The sequence below is a fragment of the Morganella psychrotolerans genome (genome assembly GCF_001676155.1).
In the GTDB taxonomy this organism is placed as follows: Bacteria; Pseudomonadota; Gammaproteobacteria; order Enterobacterales; family Enterobacteriaceae; genus Morganella; species Morganella psychrotolerans.
Window position 1 is genome coordinate 1 of record NZ_LZEW01000031.1, and the last position, 16,935, is coordinate 16,935.

The 16,935-nt window shown below is 49.0% G+C and carries 13 protein-coding genes and 2 pseudogenes; 8 read left to right on the forward strand and 7 right to left on the reverse strand.

The features are described from left to right. Nucleotides 1–460 precede the first annotated feature (460 nt). Together AYY16_RS16095 and mdtD are read left to right on the forward strand one after the other, a co-directional pair. On the forward strand, nt 461–1,147 hold the full coding sequence (locus tag AYY16_RS16095) for a FadR/GntR family transcriptional regulator (RefSeq protein WP_067368945.1): 687 nt from the start codon (nt 461–463) through the stop codon (nt 1,145–1,147). A 96-nt stretch (nt 1,148–1,243) separates the two neighbouring features. After that, a complete protein-coding gene (mdtD, locus tag AYY16_RS16100; protein WP_067368947.1) occupies nt 1,244–2,662 on the forward strand; it encodes a multidrug transporter subunit MdtD in 1,419 nt (472 codons plus the stop codon). Nucleotides 2,663–2,664: 2 nt separating this feature from the next. Here mdtD and rbsR read toward each other — a convergent pair whose 3' ends face one another. The 6 genes and pseudogenes from rbsR to rbsD all read right to left on the reverse strand — a co-directional run bounded on the left by rbsR (nt 2,665) and on the right by rbsD (nt 8,507). After that, on the reverse strand, nt 2,665–3,666 hold the full coding sequence (gene rbsR, locus AYY16_RS16105) for a ribose operon transcriptional repressor RbsR (protein WP_396673447.1): 1,002 nt from the start codon (nt 3,664–3,666) through the stop codon (nt 2,665–2,667). Nucleotides 3,667–3,670: 4 nt separating this feature from the next. After that, nucleotides 3,671–4,598, reverse strand: a pseudogene (gene rbsK, locus AYY16_RS16110) (ribokinase). 79 nt (nt 4,599–4,677) lie between these two features. Then, nucleotides 4,678–5,568, reverse strand: a complete 891-nt coding sequence (rbsB, locus tag AYY16_RS16115; RefSeq protein WP_067368951.1) for a ribose ABC transporter substrate-binding protein RbsB — start codon at nt 5,566–5,568, stop codon at nt 4,678–4,680. A gap of 31 nt (nt 5,569–5,599) precedes the next feature. Continuing rightward, nucleotides 5,600–6,571 carry a ribose ABC transporter permease gene (rbsC, locus tag AYY16_RS16120; protein ID WP_067368953.1) on the reverse strand — a complete coding sequence of 324 codons (972 nt, stop codon included), beginning with the start codon at nt 6,569–6,571 and terminating at the stop codon, nt 5,600–5,602. 3 nt (nt 6,572–6,574) lie between these two features. Next, entirely contained in the window at nt 6,575–8,080 is a 1,506-nt protein-coding gene (rbsA, locus tag AYY16_RS16125) for a ribose ABC transporter ATP-binding protein RbsA (RefSeq protein WP_067368955.1), read from the reverse strand. 7 nt (nt 8,081–8,087) lie between these two features. After that, complete coding sequence (gene rbsD, locus AYY16_RS16130) at nt 8,088–8,507, reverse strand: D-ribose pyranase (protein WP_067368957.1); 420 nt, start codon at nt 8,505–8,507, stop codon at nt 8,088–8,090. A 312-nt stretch (nt 8,508–8,819) separates the two neighbouring features. Here rbsD and AYY16_RS16135 point away from each other — a divergent pair, with 312 nt between their 5' ends. The 3 genes and pseudogenes from AYY16_RS16135 to viaA all read left to right on the forward strand — a co-directional run bounded on the left by AYY16_RS16135 (nt 8,820) and on the right by viaA (nt 12,498). Next, on the forward strand, nt 8,820–9,395 hold the full coding sequence (locus AYY16_RS16135) for a lytic polysaccharide monooxygenase (RefSeq protein ID WP_067368960.1): 576 nt from the start codon (nt 8,820–8,822) through the stop codon (nt 9,393–9,395). A gap of 142 nt (nt 9,396–9,537) precedes the next feature. Next, nucleotides 9,538–11,049, forward strand: coding sequence for an ATPase RavA (gene ravA / locus AYY16_RS16140; RefSeq protein ID WP_067368963.1), 1,512 nt, complete (start codon nt 9,538–9,540; stop codon nt 11,047–11,049). Beyond that, nucleotides 11,043–12,498 (forward strand): annotated as a pseudogene (gene viaA, locus AYY16_RS16145) (ATPase RavA stimulator ViaA). The gene ravA and the pseudogene viaA overlap by 7 nt, the downstream one beginning before the upstream one ends. 23 nt (nt 12,499–12,521) lie before the next feature. Here the strand turns inward: viaA and asnA are convergent. Further along, nucleotides 12,522–13,514: an aspartate--ammonia ligase gene (asnA, locus tag AYY16_RS16150; protein ID WP_067368971.1), complete on the reverse strand. Its 993-nt coding sequence runs from the start codon at nt 13,512–13,514 to the stop codon at nt 12,522–12,524. A gap of 163 nt (nt 13,515–13,677) precedes the next feature. Between asnA and asnC the strand changes: the two genes are divergently transcribed. The 3 genes from asnC to mnmG all read left to right on the forward strand — a co-directional run bounded on the left by asnC (nt 13,678) and on the right by mnmG (nt 16,933). Then, nucleotides 13,678–14,139 carry a transcriptional regulator AsnC gene (gene asnC / locus AYY16_RS16155; RefSeq protein WP_067368974.1) on the forward strand — a complete coding sequence of 154 codons (462 nt, stop codon included), beginning with the start codon at nt 13,678–13,680 and terminating at the stop codon, nt 14,137–14,139. 89 nt (nt 14,140–14,228) lie between these two features. Next, nucleotides 14,229–14,672, forward strand: coding sequence for an FMN-binding protein MioC (gene mioC / locus AYY16_RS16160; RefSeq protein WP_067368977.1), 444 nt, complete (start codon nt 14,229–14,231; stop codon nt 14,670–14,672). Nucleotides 14,673–15,043: 371 nt separating this feature from the next. Further along, nucleotides 15,044–16,933, forward strand: coding sequence for a tRNA uridine-5-carboxymethylaminomethyl(34) synthesis enzyme MnmG (gene mnmG / locus AYY16_RS16165; protein WP_067368981.1), 1,890 nt, complete (start codon nt 15,044–15,046; stop codon nt 16,931–16,933). The last annotated feature ends 2 nt before the right edge of the window (nt 16,934–16,935 follow it).

Consider the following 16,935-nt stretch of genomic DNA (forward strand, 5'->3'; position numbering starts at 1 on the left):
ACTGCTGCTTCTTTCGAAGCTGCTGTTTTGGTCACTCTTCAAGACTTCTCAAAAATAATATTTTGCGATATGTCCTGTGAGTGCCCACACAGATTGTCTGATAAATTGTTAAAGAGCGTTGCAAACACACGCTGCCGTTGCCGGTCTTCTGCGTTGTTGCGAGGCTGCGTATATTACGCTTTTCACCTCTGAAGTCAAGCATTTGTTTTTCAACTTCGTGCTGTTCTTCTCACTGTCGGCGCGCTTGTCAGCGTGTTGTTCCGTGTCAGTGGGGCGCATTATAGACACTCGTTCAGATCTGGCAAGTGTTTATTTAAAAAAAAATGTGTGTTCGCGTTTTTTTTTAGACAAAACCTGTATATTTGGACTTTTATTCACCAGTTTTGTCATCAATATGCGTCATAATAGCCCTTATTAGTCATTCTCCTGCTTTGTTAATGCATCACGTCAAGGAATCCGAATGCAGTTTTCAGAACAACTCAACGCCTCACAAAAGAATCTGTCCTATCTTCTGGCCGAAAAACTGGGAAAACAGATTTTATCCGGTCACTATCCGCCTGAATCTATATTGCCGGGTGAGATTGAGCTGGCGGCTCAATTTGAAGTCAGCCGGACCGCTGTCCGTGAAGCCGTCAAGATGCTGGCGGCGAAAGGGATGGTGTTACCCCGCCCACGCATCGGAACCCGGGTTATGCCAACCATCAGCTGGAATTTTCTTGATCACGATTTTATTAAATGGTGGCTGAGCAGTGGTGACCAACGCCGGGTACTGACGTATTTCCGCGAGCTGCGTATCGCCATTGAGCCACAAGCCTGTGCACTGGCGGCTGTTAATGCCGCCAAAGAACAAAAACAGTCTCTTTCTTTTCTTTTAAAGGAGATGACATTGTTGTCAGATGATTTTGAGCGCGAAAAATGGATTGCTGTTGATCACCGCTTTCACCATTTGATTTATCAGGCATGCGGAAATCCGTTCTTTGCCTCTTTCGCCAATTTATTCGATTTTGTGTATCACAACTTTTTTGAATCCATCACGACAAACCAGGTAATAGAGGTTGATCTCCATAAAGAGATAGTGGATGCCATTCTTGATGGTAATGGTGAGCGGGCCCGCCATGCTTGTCAGTTGTTGTTGAGCAAGGTATGAATGTGTAATAGTCACGTTCATGACTGTTCATTAATAGCTATATAGTAGTGTAGTAATGACAGAAATAATTACAGAGATAATGCATTAAGGGAAAATATGTTTAAAACAGCCCGGAATATGGCGGGTCTGCCGTGGATTGCCGCAATGGCGTTCTTTATGCAGGCGCTTGATGCCACCATTCTGAATACGGCTTTGCCGGATATCGCCAGAAGTCTGAACCATTCACCACTGGCGATGCAGTCGGCTGTCATCAGTTATACACTGACAGTGGCATTGCTGATCCCGGTCAGCGGCTGGCTGGCAGACCGCTTCGGCACACGGCGTGTATTTATTATTGCTGTTATTCTGTTTTCCCTGGGGTCTTTATTATGTGCCTTTTCCCCTAATCTGCCATTTTTAGTGACATCCCGGGTTATTCAGGGGATTGGCGGGGCGATGATGATGCCGGTTGCCCGACTGGCGTTATTACGTGCCTATCCGCGCAGTGAATTACTGCCGATTCTTAACTTTGTTACGATACCCGGGTTAGTCGGTCCTGTGCTTGGACCGATGTTAGGCGGGATCTTAGTCACCTATGCGACCTGGCACTGGATTTTTATCATTAATATCCCTATCGGGATTTTAGGGATTATCTACGCCATCCGCCACATGCCCGATTTCACTATGCCTAAGCGCCGGTTTGATACATTAGGGTTTGCGCTGCTCGGAGCCGGGTTGGTTTCGCTTTCTGTCAGTCTGGATTTGTTCGGAGATAACGGACAGATCCCCGCCATGCCATTCCTCGTCATGGGCGGTGGTTTTCTGTTACTGGTCTTTTATGCGCTTCATGCACGACGTATTACCGCACCGATTATTCCGTTAAGTCTGTTCCGCACGCGGACATTCAGTGTCGGGATCGCCGGCAATGTCGCCACACGGCTCGGCACCGGATGTATTCCGTTCCTGATGCCACTGATGTTACAGGTTGGATTCGGCTATCCGGCCGTTGTCGCCGGAATGATGATGGCACCGACCGCTATCGGGGCTATTGTCGCCAAATCCGCTGTCACACAAATATTACGCCGCTATGGTTATCGCCTTACATTATTTGCTATCACATTGGTGATCGGGTCAATTATTTCTTCTTTCTGGTTCCAGTCGCCGGGCATGTCGATTTATCTGCTGGTTCTGCCACTGTTTGTTTTAGGGATGGCGATGTCTACCCAGTTTACCGCAATGAACACCATTACACTGGCAGACCTTACGGATCACAATGCCAGCTCGGGGAACAGTGTGCTGGCGGTAACACAGCAGCTTTCTATCAGCTTCGGGATTGCGGTGAGCGCATCGGTATTGCGCTATTTTGAATCGCAGGATGAAGGGTCGGTTGTGGATAATTTCCATGCAACCTTTGTGACGGTCGGTGTGATGACGATTTTGTCCGCGTTTGTATTCTTGTTCCTCAGCCGGACTGACGGACGGAATCTGATTAAAAAGAAAACCCGGCCCACGGATACCCCGGCAACACACCGGTAAAATCAGCGGGCAATCACCGAGCCCCGGTCCACCAGCACCGGGGTCAGTACCAGCAGGTCAGATGGCGCGTCTGCATCATCCATACGGCGCAGTAATTTATCCACAGCCAGTTTACCCAGCTCATCTTTCGGCTGATGAACTGTTGTCAGCGGCGGCGTAAGATAAGCCGCCAGATCGATATCATCATAGCCAATCACCGCGATATCCTGTGGGACACGCAGCCCTTTCTGATATATCGCCTGATATGCCCCGACCGCCATTGCATCATTTCCGGCAAAAACCGCCTGCGGCAATACCGGCAGTGATAACAGCTTATTCATGGCGGTAAAACCGCCGCTGAACTCAAAATCACTTTCCAGCACATACTCTGCGGGCACATTCAGTCCGGCCTGTGACATTGCACAGTAAAAACCCTCCAGGCGGGATTTTGCGGGTGATTTATCCAGCGGACCGGCAATACAGGCGATACGGGTAAATCCGTTTTCAATTAAATGATTTGTGGCAATTTCACCGCCGAGAAATGAATTATCCTGAATAATATCGCCGCCGTATTCAAATGGTGACCAATCCATCATCACCATAGGGATGCGCGGATAGCGGCTGAAGACATCCGGCGACGGTCCCCGGGTTTCCGTACACATTAGCAGTAAACCATCCACCCGCTTTTGTAGCAGCGTTTCCAGGCTGCTGTTCATCCGCTGGTGATCCCCTTCCGTATTACAGAGGATCAGGCTGTAACCCCGCTCATAACAGCTGCGCTCAACGCCACGGACAACTTCGGCATAAAACGGGTTATTACTGGTGGTGACCAGCATCCCGATAGTTTGAGTGCGGTTCATTTTTAAACTACGCGCCAGCGCAGACGGTGCATAATTCAGTTCAGTGATGGCATCATCAACTTTCTTGCGCACACCATCACTAACAAAACGATTGTTATTAATAACGTGGGAAACTGTTGAGGTCGAAACACCCGCCAGCCGCGCCACATCTTTCATTGTCGCCACAGTCTTAACCACGCGCTGCTAAAAAAGCATCAATTTCTTTACGCCATGGCACAGAAGGCTGTGCACCGCGCCGTGTGACTGAGATTGCAGCAGCAGCATGAGCAAAACGCACAGCATCATCCGCCGGTTTACCTTCCAGCAGCGCGGTCACATAAGCACCATTAAATGTATCACCTGCCGCAATCGTATCGACTGCATTAACTTTAAAGCCAGGGATGCAGCGCCCTTCCCCGTTAATACTCAGCCAGACACCCCGGCTTCCCAGTGTGATAAGCACCTGCTCAATACCTTTGTCATGCAGCGCCTGTGCCGCTTTCGCCGCACCGGTTTCATCACTGACGGAAATCCCGGTCAGTTTTTCTGCTTCGGTTTCATTCGGTGTAATGACATCAATCAGGCTCAGCAGGCTGTCAGGTAATTCACGCGCCGGTGCAGGGTTTAAGATAACTTTTGTCTGATTTTTTTTTCGCGATTTCAGCCGCCGCGATTACTGTCTCCAGCGGGGACTCCAGCTGCATCAGCAATGCATCTGACTGTGCCACAATCATCTGATACGGAGAGAACCGTGCCGGCGTCAGTGCGGCATTAGCTCCGGCACTGATCCCAATCACGTTTTCGCCTTCGCCGTTAACAAAAATCATCGCAACACCAGTGGTGGTTTCCGGTATCACATTGATTGCCGCAGTATGAACGCGGTCATGCTTTAATTGTGCGAGGATCTCCGCACCGATGGCATCATCACCCACACAGGCAATAAAGGTAATATCAGCACCACTGCGCCCGCAGGCAACCGCCTGGTTTGCGCCCTTGCCGCCGAATGCTGTCTGGTATTGCTTACCGATCACCGTTTCGCCGGGTGCCGGAAATTGCGCAATATTCATAATGTGATCGACATTAATACTGCCGAGAACTGTCAGACGGGATGTTGTCATTACCTTTATTTCCTTATGGCTTACAATACTGCCGGTACGATACGCCCCGGCACACATGATGCGTGCCGGGGAAATACAGTTAGTCTTTTACAATCAGTTCTAATTCAACCGGGATTGTTTTATCTGTTTTCTCACCTTTGAGAATTTTGTCCGCAGTCTGAATACCGATAATACCAATCTGGTCAGGGCGCTGTGCAACGGTTGCACTTAATTTGCCGCTTTTCACAGCTTTAATACCATCGGCTGTGCCGTCAAAACCCACCACCAGCACATCATCACGACCGGCTGTCTGTAATGCGCGCTGCGCACCTAATGCCATTTCATCATTCTGTGCAAATACCGCCTGAACAGCCGGGTGCGCTGTCAGCAGGTTCTGCATAACATTCAGACCTTTGGTGCGGTCAAAATCAGCAGGCTGGCTCGCCAGGACATTCATTTTGTGTTCTGTAACCGCTTGTTTAAAACCTTCGCCGCGCTCACGCGAAGCAGAAGTTCCGGTTATCCCTTCCAACTGAATAACTTTTGCATCATTACCGGCTTTACGGGCAATAAAATCACCGGCCAGTTTGCCACCAAGAACGTTATCAGAGGCTACGTGGCTGACAACTTCACCTTTGTTGGCAACACGGTCTAAGGTGATAACCGGGATATTCGCTTTGTTTGCCATCAGAACCGCATTACCGACTGCATCAGAGTCTGTCGGGTTGATAAGCATCAGTTTGGTGCCTTTGACGGTCAGATCCTGTACGTTTGCCAGCTCTTTCGCCGGGTTATCCATAGAATCCAGCACGATCAGGTCATAACCCAGTTTGTCAGCTTCTTTCTGTGCACTGTCTTTCATCGTGACAAAGAACGGATTGTTCAGTGTGGAGATAACCAGCGCAATTGACTCTTTTGCCAGCGCATTTGCACTGATTGTGGCACTCAGCGCAACAACAAATAAAAGGGTCGCAATCTTTTTCAGTTTCATGTGTCAGTTCCTGTAGGGTCGGGTAAATAGATTATTTACTGCTTTTATTATCAACGAGTACAGCCAGCAAAATCACAACGGCTTTGACAATCATCTGGTAATTGGATGAAATCCCCAGCAGATTCAGCGCGTTATTCAGAAAACCTAAAATCAGCGCCCCGATAAGGGTGCCCATGATGCGTCCTTTCCCGCCGGCAAGACTGGTGCCACCCAGAACCACTGCCGCAATCGCATCCAGCTCATAACCATTCCCGGCCATTGGCTGTGCAGAGGATAAACGCGCCACTTCAATCACACTGGCTAATGCCGCCAGCAAACCACACAATGCGTAAACAATAATTTTGATCTTATCAACACTGATACCGGACAACCGGGTGGCGGATTCATTACCGCCCAGCGCATAGATATGACGTCCGAGGCGGGTATGGTTCAGCAGATACCAGGCACCGGCGAAAACGACAATCATCAGCCAGACCGGTGCGGGGATGCCGAACAGACGACCGATACCCAGCCAGCTGAATACATCGGCATTATCACTGAAACCGGTACTGACCGGGCTGCCGTCGGTATACACACGGGTTACACCGCGAAGTAACAACATCATCACCAGAGTGGCAATAAACGCCTGTACTTTTCCCTTAGCGACTATTATCCCGGTTACACCACCGATTGCCGCACCCAGCGCCAGTGCGCCAAATACCGCCACAATCGCATTCACATCCGCGCCGACCATGGACGCAGCAACTGCGCCCGTCAGTGCCAGAAGAGAGCCGACAGACAGGTCAATCCCGGACGTCAGGATAACCAGCGTCATCCCCACTGCCATGATGGCGTTAACAGATGTCTGCTGAAGAATATTGAACATATTATTGAGCGTAAAAAAGGTCGGGCTGATCATTGAGACGACAAAAATCAGGATAAATAATGCGATCAGTGATTTCTGCTCAAGCAGCCATTCTTTGGTAAACCAGCGCTTAGACGCCGGGGTTGACTCTGTACGCATATCTTACTCCTGCCCTGCGCCATATTGTTTGCCGACTGCCGCGGCCATTAATGCTTCCTGAGAGACCTGGTCTGCCGCAAACTCGCCGCTTATCCGTCCCTCATGCATAACAAGGATGCGATCACTCATACCCATCACTTCCGGCATTTCCGAAGAGATAAGAATGATGCTCAGTCCTTCTTCTTTAAATTTATTAATCAGCTGATAAATTTCTTTTTTTGCCCCGACATCCACACCGCGCGTCGGCTCATCGAGGATAAGGACTTTCGGCCGGGTCATTAATCCGCGGGCAATCGCCACTTTCTGCTGATTTCCGCCGGATAAGAAGCCAATAGTCTGATCCATCCCCGGAGTTTTGATATTGAACAACTGAATAAAATCACCAACCGTCAGATGCTCTTCTTTATGATTAAGCCGCCCGGTTTTGCTGCTGAAATACGGCAGTGCGGTCAGGGACATATTTTCTTTCACCGACATCCCCAGCACCAGACCATCACGTTTGCGGTCTTCAGAGATATACACGATGCCGTTATCCAGCCCCGCTTTAGGCGATGAAATCTGACAGGTTTTGCCGTCGAGAGTCACGGTGCCGCCGGTTTTCGGCAATGCACCGTAAATGATTTTCATCAGTTCTGTGCGCCCGGCGCCCATCAGCCCGGAAATACCGAGGATCTCATTTTCATGCAATGTGAAGCTGACATCATGCACATCGTGCCCGCTCAGATTCTTCACCACCAGCTTCTCTTTGCCGCGAGGTAAATTCAGGCGCGGATACTGCTCTTCCAGTTTGCGCCCGACCATCATTTCAATCAGGGTATCTTCTGTCAGTTCAGAAACCGGTTTTTCCCCGATAAACTGCCCGTCACGGAAAACCGTCACATCATCGCAAATTTCAAAAATTTCTTTCAGGCGGTGGGAGATATACACAATGCCGCAGCCCTGCTCACGCAGTTCACGGATAACGCTGAAGAGGGATTCGGTTTCAGTGTCAGTCAGCGCGTCCGTCGGTTCATCCATAATGATGACTTTTGACTCAAAACTGAGCACTTTGGCAATCTCAACCATCTGCTGATCACCGATAGAGAGATCGGCCACCAGCCGGTGGCTGCTGTAGCGCAGATTCAGACGAGCCAGCAATTTATCGGCTTCAGCATACATTTTTTTCCAGTCAATCGCGCCGAATGCCCGGGTGAACTCGCGTCCCAGAAAAATATTTTCAGCGATCGTCAGCTCAGGAATAAGGTTCAGTTCCTGATGGATAATCCCGATCCCGGCTTCCTGAGACGATTTTGGTCCCGTAAACTGGCACTCTTGTCCCAGAAACAGAACCTGACCGGCGTCTTTTTTATAGATCCCGGTCAGCACTTTCATCATGGTGGATTTTCCGGCACCGTTTTCCCCGACCAGCGCCATCACTTTACCGGGATACACCCGTAAAGCGGCACCCGATAAAGCTTTCACACCCGGGAATGCTTTATCAATGCCTTTCAGTTCAAGTAACGGTTCCATAGCCACCTCAGAACGTGACGCCGGAGAACAACATTACATTGGCGAACGGCGTACATTCACCAGTACGGATCACCGCACGGCTGTTCTGTGTCTGTAATTTAAAAGAGGCATGAGTCACATACTGAATCTGAATCACATTGCCCTGCTGTAACTCGAGTGCTTTCAGATGCGCCACAATGGCATCATGCAACTCACTGTTACGGGTCTGAATATCTTCAGCCATTAACGCTGCTTCCACCTGCATTTCCTGTGTTACCACTTTAAATACAGACATAAAATCAGGTACGCCCTGCGTTAACGCAAGATCAATACGTGGTGTGGCAGGCGGGATTGGCAGCCCTGCATCGGCGATAGTGATATGATCCGTATGACCCAGACGCGAAATAACGGCGGAAACATCACTGTTAAGTAAAGCCCCTTTCTTCATAAAATCCTCCTGAGCGAAACGTTTCGCTTTTAATGTATGGTAGAAAAAACACAAGAAAACACAATGTTCAACAGCAAAAATTGTGATGGTGATCGAAACGTTTCGCTTATGAATATGTTAAATAAAAAACTAACTGATTGAATGGCTTATAGCTGAATGGATTCACTTCAAAAATACAGACCGCACAAACGATCACACACTGCTGACCCTGTTTAATGTTCTGTTTTCCGTAACTGACCTGCCGGTATATGAAATTCCGGTAAGCACACCTATATCGTTACTATCTCCGGGACACATAACCGGAGATCTATCATGCAAAAAAAACACATAATCATCCCCCTTATCACTATGCTGTTCACCACATCTGTTCTGGCTCACGGGTATATCACCAGCCCGGCCAGCCGTTCTGCAAACTGCAAAACGGGCAGTAACCCTGCAAAAATGTGTGGCTCCGCGCAGTGGGAGCCTCAGAGCATTGAAGCGCTTTCCGGCTTTCCTGCCGGTAATTTTCCGCCGGACGGTCATCTCGCCAGTGGCGGTATTTCCCGCTTCCTGCAACTGGATATGCCGGGTAATGACTGGCATGAGGTTCCGGTTCAGGCCGGAAAAACAGAATTTGTCTGGCACATTACCGCGTCCCACAAAACCCGTAACTGGCGGTATTACATTACCCGTCAGGATTGGGACAGCCACACACCTCTGACCCGTAACTCCTTTGAACCGGAGCCGTTCTGTGTCCATGACGGAAAAGAGAGCGAGCCGCCGGAAATCCTTTCTCATCAGTGTGAATTACCGGCGCGCACCGGCTACCAGGTTATTTACGGGGTGTGGGAGATTGCAGATACCGCCAACAGTTTTTATCAGGCAATTGATGTTCGTTTTAACTGACCACCGCCGCCGGAACTCCCGGCGGTTTTTTTTATCATTAATTGCTTCAAAAACAGAATAAACGTGATTTAACACAGTAAACACGGTAGCTTTTTTAGTTTATAAAGACAGGAACTGCATCAGTAAATTCACGGGGATCGCCATGCAACGTTCAGAACGCATTGCACTGTTAAGCCGCCATCTGGAAACCGGCCTGTATGAACGCCAGCACGCCATCCGGCTCTGTTTATTAGCCACACTCAGCGGTGAGAGTGTTTTTTTGCTCGGTCCGCCGGGAATAGCCAAAAGTATGATTGCGCGGCGGATGAAACAAATATTCAGTCATGCCCGCGCATTTGAATATCTGATGACCCGCTTTTCTACCCCGGAAGAGATTTTCGGTCCCCTTTCTATTCAGGCACTGAAAGATGAAGGGAAATATCAGCGCATCACACAAGGCTATCTGCCGGATGCGGAAATCGTTTTTCTTGATGAGATCTGGAAAGCCGGCCCGGCGATCCTCAATACACTGCTGACTGCGATTAATGAACGGAAATACCGCAATGGTAACAGTGAAGACACTATTCCCATGCGCTTGCTGGTGGCCGCGTCGAATGAACTGCCGGACGATGACAGCAGCCTGGAAGCCCTTTATGACCGGATGCTTATCCGGCTGTGGCTCGATAAGTTGCAGGAAAAACAAAATTTCCGTGCCATGCTGAGCAATACTCAGCGCGTACCCGAAGAGGTAATACCTGCTCATTTACAGGTTACGGATGAGGAATACCATCAGTGGCAGACTGAGATTGACAACATTGTGCTGACCGATCAGATATTCGAGCTTATTTACCAGTTACGCCGGGATATTGAGCGGCTGGATAACGCGCCCTATATTTCTGATCGCCGCTGGAAAAAAGCCCTGCGATTATTACAGGCCAGTGCCTTTTTTAACGGGCACAGCAGTATCACACCCTTAGATCTGATCCTGCTGAAAGATTGCCTCTGGCATGATATGACCTCACTGAAATCTATTCCGCAACTACTGACACAACTGATGAGCGAACAGGCTTACCAGCAGCGCAGCCTGCTGCTGAAACTGGAAAAACACTATCAGGAATGGCTTCTGGCGACACAAACACAACAGCTTCAGGAAGCATTCTGTGTCATCCGCAATTCAGGGCGCTTCGCGCGCAAAGCCAGTTATGCGTTACCGGATAACCAGCCGCCCGGTGCACTGACACTCTTTCTGCATACACCTCTCACATTACATGACATTACCGTTACGCATGTGATTATTGAGCGCAGTGCTTTTTATACCTTTTTTGAAAAAGGTGAGCACATCGCGGTGAAATTCAACGGGATCGGATTTACCCAGTCCGTTTCTGCCGTGATTAATGATAACGGACAGTTAATACTGCGCGATGTCAGTCTGCGCAGTTCCACACTGTTTCCAGCCGGAGAAAACCATCAGATGACGGATATTCAGAGACAAACCTGGCTCGATACTCTGTCACCCATCCGTCAGTCACTGGTACAACAGCGCCAGTTATTCGCACAGCATCAACCGGCACTGTTTATCAGCCATGAATGGATAGCCCTGATTGAAGAGAGCTTTCTGCCGGTTACAGAACGCCTGGAACAACTGACACACCAGATAAGCGGTAACCAGTGTTAAGTCTCTCGGCATTAGACCTGGCACTGGCAGTCAATGAAGGGGAGCTTATTGAAGAGATCCTCCTGACATTATTAGCCGCCCCGCAGTTAGCCTGGTTTTTTGAAAAACATCCGCGTCTGAAGCGGGCGGTATTGCACGACCTTCCTGCATGGCGGAAATCGCTGGAGGAACGGGTAAAAGAAGCGCTCGTTCCGGCCGCGCTGGCAGAAGAATTCCGCCTTTATCAACAAAGTATCAGTGCTGACCGCGTAGAGTTTTACCGCTTGTTACCCGGTGTGCTCACAGCCCTGTCAGAAAATAACTCCCCGTTTTCACCGGAAGCACACCGCCTGCACCGCGATGAACAGGAAACCACCTCGCATCAGATTCTATTTAATCAGCGCTGGCGGCTGAGTCTTATCCTGCAGGTCACGACATACCACAAAAAAAATACTGGAGCAGGAAAAAGAACAATTACTGGCTGAACTTCAGCAGCATCTGGCACTGAGCGGCAATTTAGATCCCATCATCAGTGAGAATGATCGCGCGTCCGGTAAGTTATGGGATCTGGCGAAAGGATCGCTAAAGCAACCTAAACAAACAGATGATCTTCTGCTGCGCTACAGCGAATTTCTGAAATCCCAGCCGGAGCTGGAAAAACTGGCGTCGCTACTGGGGCGCAGCCAAACAGCAAAATCGGTTCCGGAAGAGAGCCATATACTTGAGCCATTCATAGTGACAGAACAGGTACCCGATTTTACACCGGAAGAAGTCAGCGGTGTCGGGCTGAGTGATGATGTACTGCGCCTGTTGCCGGCAGAACTGGCGTTTCTCGGCATAAGCGAGCTGGAACTGGAGTTTTACCGGAAACTGGCTGAAAAACAGTTATATACCTATCGCCTGCAAGGCGACCACTGGCAGGAGCGCCAGGTAATGCGCCCGGTTGTTCATCATCATGATGAACAACAGCCACGCGGACCATTCATTATCTGTATCGATACATCAGGATCTATGGGCGGTTTCAATGAACGCTGTGCCAAAGCGTTTTGTCTGGCACTGGTGAAGATAGCGATGGCTGATAACCGTCAGTGCCATGTGATGCTCTTCTCCACAGAACAGGTGCATTATGATTTTCTGGCGCGGGATGGTATCGAACAAATGACCCGTTTTCTGTTGCAGAGTTTTAAAGGCGGGACTGATCTGGCGTCCTGTCTGGCAGAAACAGCAAAACGGCTGGAGATGCCACAGTGGCGTGATGCGGATGTGGTTGTGATGTCTGACTTTATTGCCCAGCGGTTGCCGGATGACGTGGTAAAACAGGTAAAACGTTCACAGTTACAGGGGAAACACCGCTTCCATGCGGTAGCCCTGTCCCATTACGGAAAGCCCGGTATCATGCGAATATTTGATCATATCTGGTGCTTTGATACCGGGTTAAAAACTCGTTTGCTGCGCCGGTTCAGACAGTGAGCCGCAAAGCTCACCGGGAACATTTACAGCATATCAGCGATAGTTTCGCGCACTTCCGGTGCCCAGACACTGCACTGTACCTGACCGATATGGCTGCGTTGCAGCAGTAACATCACCAGACGTGACTGACCAATCCCACCGCCGACAGTCTGCGGCATTTCACCGGCTGCCAGCGCTTTATGCCAGTCCAGCTCCATACGTACCTGCTCACCGGTCAGATCCAGCTGACGGGCAAGTGTGACCGGGTCCACGCGGATCCCCATGGAAGATAACTCAAACGCATCCTGTAATATCGGGTTCCACACCAGGATATCCCCATTTAACCCTTTATAACCGTCGCTGTTTTCAGTCGTCCAGTCATCGTAATCAGGTGCACGGACGTCGTGTGATTCACCGTGTGATAATTTACCGCCGATGCCGATTAGGAATACGGCACCCAGCTCTTTCGCGATGGCGCGCTCACGACCTTTGGCATCAAGATCCGGATAACGCGCAAGCAGTTCTTCAGAGTGAATAAAATGAATTTGGTCCGGCAGGAACGGTGTCAGACCAAATTCCGTACTTACTGCAAGTTCTGTTTCTTTTATTGTCTGATATATTTTACTCACTGTCTGCTTCAGATAAGGCAACGTGCGCTCCTCATCTGCCATCACTTTTTCCCAGTCCCACTGATCAACATACACAGAGTGGATTGGGGTTAAGCGATCCTCATCAGGACGCAACGCTTTCATATCGGTGTACAAACCCTGTCCCGGCTGAAAATCAAAACGCCCTAACGTTTTACGTTTCCATTTAGCCAGTGAATGTACAACTTCAAAGGTTGAGCCCGGCAATGATTTAACTTTCACCTGAACCGCTTTCTCACTTCCGGATAAATTATCCTGAGTACCATCACCCACGCGGCTTAAAATAGGTCCCTGAACTTCAATCAGGCCCAGTTGTTTTTCCAGCAGACGTGAAAAATACGATTTCACAAAGCTGATTTGTTGCTGCTGTCGGATGAATGATTTTTCCATGATAATAATCCTTGTTATGCGGAACATGTATTGCCTGTGAGATAGATTAAGCAACAGAATAGGGTATAAATTCAATATACTTTAGCAAAAATACCCTTTACCATTTATAAAATTCATTTTAATGGTGCTTAAAATGAATTTTCGCTAATTTAGAGGGCTTAAAATGACCGAAATTTATCAGATCGATAATCTGGACCGTGACATACTTCACGCTTTAATGGCAAATGCCCGCACACCTTATGCAGAATTAGCTAAAAAATTCGCCGTCAGTCCGGGAACCATTCATGTCCGCGTCGAAAAAATGAAGCAGGCTGGTATCATCACCGGAACCCGGGTAGATATAAGTGCAAAGCACCTGGGCTTTGATGTGACCTGTTTTATCGGCATCATCCTGAAAAGTGCCAAAGACTATCCCACCGCTCTGACAAAACTCGATAAGCTTGAAGAAGTGGTTGAAGTCTATTACACCACCGGACAGTACAGTATTTTTATTAAAGTGATGTGTAAAACGATCGAGTCACTTCAGGATGTACTTATCAACAAGATCCAGAGTATTGATGAAATACAGTCCACCGAAACACTTATCTCCTTACAAAACCCGATCATACGAACGATCCATCCGTAAGAAAAAAAATGTTATAACCACAATATCCACAGGTAGATCCCAGCTGTTTCACAGAGTACAATGGCGGCTCTTTACAGCCGGGGATCACCATGACCACAGTTACACTCATCAGCGGAAGTACAATGGGCAGCGCAGAATATGTCGCTGAGCATGTTGCAGAAATACTGGATAACAGCGGGTTTACCACCGATGTACAGCATGGTCCTGAACTGAATGATGTTCCGCAGCAGAACTGCACCTGGTTAATAGTCGCATCAACGCATGGTGCAGGTGACCTTCCTGAAAATATTCAGCCATTCGCTGACGCCCTGCGTGAGCAGAAACCTGATCTGAGCAGCGTCCGCTATGGTGCTGTCGGGATCGGCAGCAGTGAATATGATACTTTTTGCGGTGCAATCCGGACGCTCGATACCCTTCTAGCTTCTCTGGGCGCGCAAAAAATAGGTGAATCACTCGAAATAGATATCCAGAAACATGAGATTCCTGAAGATCCCGCGGAGATCTGGATCAAAGAATGGATAAATTTGTGCTGATTTGCTGATAAAAACAGCAGTCAGATGTGGATAACTCTGGGATCAACCTGCGATCAACCGGTAGTTATTCACTGAATAAGATCGCCTCTCCTACCCCCCTGTGGATAAACAGGTCTTTTAACCCCAGCTTATACGCGCCGGGATCAACGGAACCTCACAGGAAAGGATCCTTTACAGTTAAATGATCTGTATAGGGATTTTTCACTTATCCACAGAAGACCACGATCCTAATAAAAGATCTAATAAAGAGATCTTTAAATAAAAAGATCTTTAAATAATTACCCGGCTCATACCGCACATGGTCAGACACCACGAGTTGAGTTATATTCTTTCCCCCGATGCACAACTGCATTTTGTAATGAAGGTTTAACATGTTTTATCCGGATCATTTTGACGTCATAGTTATCGGTGGTGGCCATGCCGGTACTGAAGCTGCAATGGCTGCTGCACGAATGGGTCGTCAAACTCTTTTGCTGACTCACAATATCGACACTCTGGGTCAGATGTCCTGCAACCCTGCTATCGGTGGGATCGGCAAGGGACATCTGGTAAAAGAGATCGATGCGCTGGGCGGACTGATGGCACATGCCACTGACTGCGCCGGTATTCAGTTCAGAACGCTCAATAACAGCAAAGGACCGGCTGTTCATGCCACCCGTGCTCAGGCTGACCGTGTGCTTTACCGGCAAGCAGTCAGAATGGCTCTGGAAAACCAGCCTAACCTGACAATCTTCCAGCAACCGGTTGAAGATCTTATCGTTGATAACGATATTGTGACGGGCGCCGTAACCAAAATGGGACTGAAATTCAGGGCAAAATCGATTGTGCTGACAGTCGGGACATTCCTGGACGGCAAAATTCATATCGGACTGGAAAACTACAGCGGTGGTCGTGCCGGTGATCCGCCATCCGTTTCCCTGTCACACCGTCTGCGGGAATTACCGCTGCGTGTTGGTCGTCTGAAAACAGGTACACCACCACGCATTGACGCACGAACTATTGATTTTACTCAGTTGGCCGCTCAATACGGTGATAATCCGGAGCCGGTTTTCTCGTTCATGGGAAATGTGGATGAGCATCCGGAACAGATGCCGTGCCACATCACCTACACCAATGAAAAAACTCACGATGTTATTCGTCAGAATTTAGATCGCAGCCCGATGTATGCCGGTGTGATCGAAGGGATCGGGCCGCGTTACTGCCCGTCCATTGAAGATAAAGTGATGCGGTTTGCTGATCGTAATCAGCACCAGATTTTCCTGGAGCCGGAAGGGCTGACCAGCAATGAGATTTACCCTAACGGGATCTCCACCAGCCTGCCGTTTGATGTGCAGATGAAAATCGTTCATTCGATGAAAGGCCTGGAAAATGCACAAATTGTTCGTCCCGGTTATGCCATCGAATATGATTTCTTTGACCCCCGCGACCTGAAACAAACGCTGGAAAGCAAACATCTGCACGGCTTATTCTTTGCCGGTCAGATTAACGGCACAACGGGCTACGAAGAAGCTGCAGCTCAGGGCTTACTGGCAGGACTGAATGCTGCCCGTTATGCGGCTGAACAGGAAGGCTGGTTCCCGCGTCGTGATCAGGCATATATCGGCGTACTGGTTGACGATCTCTGTACACTCGGTACCAAAGAACCGTACCGGATGTTTACGTCCCGTGCGGAATACCGCCTGATGCTGCGTGAAGATAACGCAGATGCCCGCCTGACCGAAACAGGTCGTGAATTAGGGCTGGTGGATGATGCACGCTGGATCAATTTCTGCGAAAAAATGGAGTTGATCGAAAAAGAACGTCAGCGCCTGCGCGATATCCGTGTACATCCGCAATCAGAATCAGTTAAAGAGATCAACGCGATCCTGAACGCTCCATTGTCAAAAGAAGCCAGCGGGGAAGACCTTCTCCGTCGTCCGGAAATGGACTACGCCGGTCTGATGACGCTGAGTACCTTTGCGCCTGGTCTGAATTCTCCGGTTGCTGCTCAGCAGGTGGAAATTCAGGTGAAATATGAAGGGTATATTTCCCGTCAGCAGGAAGAAATCCAGCGTCAGTTACGCAATGAGAATGCCACTCTGCCGGATGATATCGATTATCGTCAGGTGTCCGGTCTTTCTAACGAAGTAGTGGCCAAGCTCATCGATCATAAACCGACATCCATCGGACAAGCTTCCAGGATTTCAGGTATCACACCGGCGGCAATTTCAATTTTGCTTATCTGGCTGAAGAAACAGGGACTTTTGCGGCGGAGTGCGTAAGT